This window comes from Hyalangium sp., from assembly GCF_035629615.1.
GTDB lineage: Bacteria > Myxococcota > Myxococcia > Myxococcales > Myxococcaceae > Hyalangium.
The window spans coordinates 1-4,961 of record NZ_DASPHO010000316.1 but is presented as its reverse complement, the minus strand read 5'-3'; the positions used below and the strand labels follow the sequence as shown (position 1 = coordinate 4,961).

The window sequence follows — 4,961 nt, the reverse complement described above, 5'->3', positions numbered from 1 at the left end:
CGTAGCCGAGGGGAGATGCGTCGGGGGTGAGGAAGCGCAGAGCCTCGGCGTAGGCGTCCAGAGCCTGCTGGAGGAGAGAGGCGCGGTCTTGCCCTGGCAGGGTGGCGAGGTCGCGGAGGAGGTTGGCGCGGTTGTTTTGGGTTTGGGCATAGCCGAGGGGAGATGCGTCGGGGGTGAGGAAGCGCAGAGCCTCGGCGTAGGCGTCCAGAGCCCGCTGGAGGAGAGAGGCGCGGTCTTGCCCTGGCAGGGTGGCGAGCTCGCTGAGGAGGTTGGCGCGGTTGTTTTGGGTTTGGGCGTAGTCGAGGGGAGAGGCGTTGGGGGTGAGGAAGCGCAGAGCCTCGGCGTAGGCGTCCAGAGCCTGCTGGAGGAGAGAGGCGCGGTCTTGCCCTGGCAGGGTGGCGAGGTCGCGGAGAAGGTTGGCGCGGTTGTTTTGGGTTTGGGCGTAGTCGAGAGGAGAGGCGTCGGGGGTGAGGAAGCGCAGAGCCTCGGTGTAGGCGTCCAGAGCCTGTTGCAGGCGCACGGAGCGATTCTGCTCTGGCAATCCAGCAACGCTGTGGAAGGCATTGCCTAGAAGGAAATGAATGGCCGCCACATTCATCGTTTTCCCGCGCTGCTTCGCGCTCAGGAAGGCTTTTTCACACCATGCGAGGTTCTCTTGGGCTAGGCCAAACGCGACTTGCAAGTGAGCGCAGTTGGCGATGAGACTCAGTGCTCTCTGCAGATCATTCTCCACTGCCCACTCATAGGCGTGGCGCAATTGAGGTAGTGCTGTCTGCATTGGCGCAAACCGTTGCGCGTCATCAGCCTCCCTCATCGCCTCGTCGTAGATGCGCGCGTGACGCGCGGCGGCTTGCTCCTGTGCTCCATCGCGACGCAAGAGGGCCAACGTGTAGCCGCGCAGCACGCCATGCTGCGTCCAGCGCCCTCCCGCCAACCGGTTGAGCAGGGCCGCGTCAACGAAGTCATCGAGCTGTTCCTTGGCCTTCTTGGTGTCACATTCCCACAATTGTGCTGCTGCGACTGTGTCGAAGTGGGAATCAGGCGCAAAGGCCCCCAGCAGGCGGAAGTGGCGTTGTGCGGTCTCGTCCATGCGCTGGTAGCTGTACGAGAGCACGCGCTCTACATTCATCTCTCGATCCTCTGCCTTCAGTCGCAGATCCTCGAAGCCCTTGCCGGAGCGGACGTACCCCACGATCCGCTCCGCCGAGTTGCGCCACTCGGCGGGCTCATTCCCCTCGCGCCGGATGATGCCCAGCGCCACGTCGAGGGCGAGAGTGTGGAATGCTAGGCCATTGGCTAGGTTGTCACACCATTCGATCTCCTGGGTGAGATCCTGGAGGTTCAAGCGCAGCTGCATCAACTGCCGAGCCTCCTTAGGCGTCAGCTCGTGCAGCTCATACGGCTCATGGCCGAGCCCGCGGGCCACTTCCGCGGACCGGGTGGTGATCAAGAGGTGGGCTTGCGGTGGGATGGCCTCGAGCAGGCGCCGGATGGGGGAGAGCGACCAGACGTTGTCGAGCACCACCAACAAGCGGGGGTGCTCCCCGAGGAGGGCGCGTACGACCCCACTCTCGAAGTGCTCGGAGGCGCGAACCTCCAGAGGGATGGACAGGGCCATGGCGGCCCATTGGTCGAGCACAGGCTGGACCTTGTCCTCGGAGAGGTAATCAGGCCCCAGCTCCTGCCAGAGGACTCCGTCCGGGTAGCGCGGTTCAAGCTGGAGAGCGAGCATCCGCGCGAGGGTCGTCTTGCCAATGCCCGGCATCCCGCGGAGAGCCATGGAGGTCATGCGTCCGCTGAGCGCCAGTTGTCCACGCTCCTGCAAGAGTCTGCTGGCTTCCTCGAACGCTTTCTGACGCGGGACCACCTCACGCAAGATCGGGGGGGGGACCGGACGGGTCCAGCGGCGCTCCAAGCGGATGTTGTTGTGCGTGGTGTAGTAGGCGTCGCGCCCCGCCTGGATCTGGTTGCCCCCGATCTTCAAGTCGTTGTTCTCGAAGCTCGACGACATCTCCCCTCCCATCGCGACGCTGGCGCCTTTCCATACCAGACCGAGCCGCTGGTGGAGATCTGGAAGTCATCGCGCTGGCCGGCCCGGCACGCGGTGCGCCGAGCACTCGTCTTCAACCCGTACCTGCCGCCGGAGGTGGGGGCGAAGATCGTCCCCCTGCTCAACTCCACGGACCTGGCCGAGCTGGCCTCGGACTCCTCCGTGCCCCCGTCCCTGAGAGAGCAGGCCACGCGGTTGCTCACCCAGGGCCCCATCGGCGGTTAGGTCGAATGGCTGCCAGGCTCCTTCCTTGACGTGTGCTGGTACATACGGGATCCTGCTGGAAACGGCATAGACCCGCATAACTACGCAACTGACCGACAACGCTCTAGACGCCCTGCTCCCCGAGGAGCGGAGACGCCTCATTCTGGAACGGCTCGCCACCAAGGGGCGCGTCTTCGCGGCTGATATGTGCCGGTTGTTGCGGGTTTCGGAGGACACCGTTCGCCGAGATCTGCGGGAGCTGGATGAGGCGGGGTTGCTGCGCCGGGTCCACGGTGGCGCCCTCCCTCGTGCCCATACACAGCTGAGCCATCGGGCTCGCGCCGAGCTCTACCAGCCCGCAAAGCATGCCGTGGCCCAGGTCGCGGCCGGGCTCATCCAGTCCGGCCAGGTGGTCTTCATTGATGGAGGCACCACCACGCTGGAGGTCGCCCGCTGCCTGCCCCGGGAGCTGCGCGCCACCGTCATCACCGTCAGCCCGCCCGTGGCGCTTGCCCTGGCGGATCACCCGGGGATTGAAGTCCGCCTCGTGGGTGGCCGCCTGCACCCGGAGGCGCTGACCGTGGTGGGCGCCGACACCGTCGAGGCGCTTCGCCAGATCCGGGCCGATCTGTGCGTGCTGGGCGTGTGCAGCCTCCACAGCGAGGGGGGCATCACCGCCTCCCACGCCGAGGAGGCCGCCACCAAGCGCGCCATGATCCACCACGCGGCTGAGACAGTGGCCGTGCTCACCGCCGACAAGCTCGGAACGCTCTCGCCCTTCGTGGTGGCCCCGGCCGAGCGGGTGGCCACCCTGGTCACCGAGGCCAGGGCCCCCGAAGCCACGCTGAGCCCCTTCCGCAAGCTCAACCTCCGGATCCTGACCGCATGAGCTCCTCGATCCTCCCCTGGGAGGGCCGCACCGAGCCCTCCGCCGCCACGGCGCGCATCGCGCTGTACGCCCTCTTCTTCGTCAACGGCTTCGCCTTCGCGAGCTGGGTGCCGCACATCCCCACCGTCCAGGCACAGCTGGGCCTGAGCGCGGGCCAGCTGGGAGTGGCGCTGCTGGGGGGGGCCGTCGGCTCGCTGGTGTTCATGCCGCTGGCCGGAGCGCTGGTGGCCCGGTGGGGCAGCCGCGCCGTCACCCTCGCCACCGGCCTGCTGCTCTGCGGGGTGATCGCGCTGCCCGTGCATGCTCCCAGCCTGCCGTGGTTGATGCTCTCGCTGGTGGCCGTCGGCGGCGCCGCCGGCTCCATGAGCGTCGCGATGAATGCCCACGCCGTTGTCGTCGAGCGCCGGCTGGGCCGCACCATCATGTCCTCGTTCCACGCGCTGTTCAGCCTGGGCGGGCTGGTGGGCTCTGGCGGCTCCATTCTGGCCCTCTCCGGTGGGCTTACTCCCTCGCACCACATCCTGTGCGCTGGAGTGCTGGGGCTCGTCACGGTGGTGGTCGTGGCGCGCTTGCTGCTGCCGGGCTCCGCTGACGAGGGTGGGGCCTCGTTCTCTTTCGCGCTGCCACGAGGGACGCTGCTGCTGCTGGGCGGGCTCGCCTTCTTCGTGCTGGTCGTGGAGGGGGCCATGGCGGACTGGAGCGCCGTGTACCTGCGTCACTCGCTGCAGGCCGACGCGGATCTGGCGGGCGCGGGCTATGCCGTGTTCTCGCTGGCCATGTTCATCGGGCGGGTGACGGGGGATCGGCTCGTGACGGCGCTCGGCCCGGAGCGGCTGGTGCGCGTGGGCGGTGCGCTGGCGGCCTGTGGACTGGGGAGCGCGCTGCTGCTGCAACATCCCCTGGCGGCGCTGGTGGGCTTCGCCTGTGTGGGGCTCGGCCTGTCCAACCTCATCCCCGTGCTGTTCAGTGCCGCGAGCCGCACCCCGGGCAGCGCGCCAGGGGTGTCCATCGCCGCGGTGTCCACGGCGGGGTATGGCGGCTTCCTCGTGGGCCCGCCCGTGGTGGGCTTCCTGGCGGACCTCCTCGGGCTGCCGAGCGCACTGGGGTTGCTGGTGGCTTTCCTGGCCATCGTGGCGGCGGGGGCCGTGCTGGTGCGGCCAGGCCGGAGCGGCTGAGCCGCTTGTCCGGGGCCCTGGCTCTGGGATACGTGCGATGGCCATGTCCACCTCTGCCAGAGCCACCTTCCTGATTGCCGCGCCTGACGGGCCGGGGCTCGTCGCCAGGCTGGCCGGCTTCTTCTCCGAGCTTGGCCTCAACATCATTGATGCCAGCAACCACACCGAGCTCATCACCGAGAGCGGCGTGCCCCGCTTCTTCATGCGCCTGGTGGTGGACCTTGCGCGCCTGGAGAGCCCCCAGGCCCTGCAGGGCCTGGGGGGCTCGAGCACGCGCAAGAACCTGACGGAGGCCTTCGGGAAGCTGGCGGGCGCGCTGCAGGCCGAGTGGTCCGTGGTCTACAGCGACCGGCTGGCGCGCGTGGCCCTGCTGGTGACGAAGGAGCCGGTGTGCCTCTATGACTTGCTCCTGCGCCAGCAGAGCGGCGAGCTGCCGTGTGAGATCCCCCTCATCATCGGCAACCACAACGCCCTGGAGCAGGTGGCGGAGAACTTCCGCGTCCCCTTCTTCACGCTCCCCGTCACCCCGGACACCAAGCCCGCGCAGGAGGCCGCCGTGCTGGATCTGCTGCGGCGCCACCACATCGATCTCGTGGTGCTCGCGCGCTACATGCAGGTGCTCTCCGAGGACTTCCTCAAGCAG

At 68.0% G+C, this 4,961-nt stretch carries 5 protein-coding genes; 4 read left to right on the top strand and 1 reads right to left on the bottom strand.

Annotated elements, in window-relative coordinates:
* The coding region (locus VD972_RS16020) for an NB-ARC domain-containing protein (RefSeq protein WP_324987812.1) at positions 1-2,011 on the bottom strand (2,011 nt) is incomplete at its 3' end.
* 51 nt (positions 2,012-2,062) lie between these two features.
* Here VD972_RS16020 and VD972_RS16015 point away from each other — a divergent pair.
* From VD972_RS16015 to VD972_RS16000, 4 genes are all read left to right on the top strand, one after another.
* Positions 2,063-2,275, top strand: coding sequence for a hypothetical protein (locus tag VD972_RS16015; protein ID WP_324987810.1), 213 nt, complete (start codon positions 2,063-2,065; stop codon positions 2,273-2,275).
* A gap of 76 nt (positions 2,276-2,351) precedes the next feature.
* Positions 2,352-3,143 carry a DeoR/GlpR family DNA-binding transcription regulator gene (locus VD972_RS16010; protein ID WP_324987815.1) on the top strand — a complete coding sequence of 264 codons (792 nt, stop codon included), beginning with the start codon at positions 2,352-2,354 and terminating at the stop codon, positions 3,141-3,143.
* Complete coding sequence (locus VD972_RS16005) at positions 3,140-4,318, top strand: MFS transporter (protein WP_324987807.1); 1,179 nt, start codon at positions 3,140-3,142, stop codon at positions 4,316-4,318. The genes VD972_RS16010 and VD972_RS16005 overlap by 4 nt, the downstream gene beginning before the upstream one ends.
* A gap of 43 nt (positions 4,319-4,361) precedes the next feature.
* Positions 4,362-4,961: formyltransferase family protein (locus VD972_RS16000; protein ID WP_324987804.1), on the top strand; the 600-nt coding region annotated here is incomplete at its 3' end.

Excerpts from the sequence above, each read along its gene's own strand:
- VD972_RS16005 (WP_324987807.1), top strand. The coding sequence starts at position 3,140 with ATGAGCTCCTCGATCCTCCCCTGGGAGGGCCGCACCGAGCCCTCCGCC.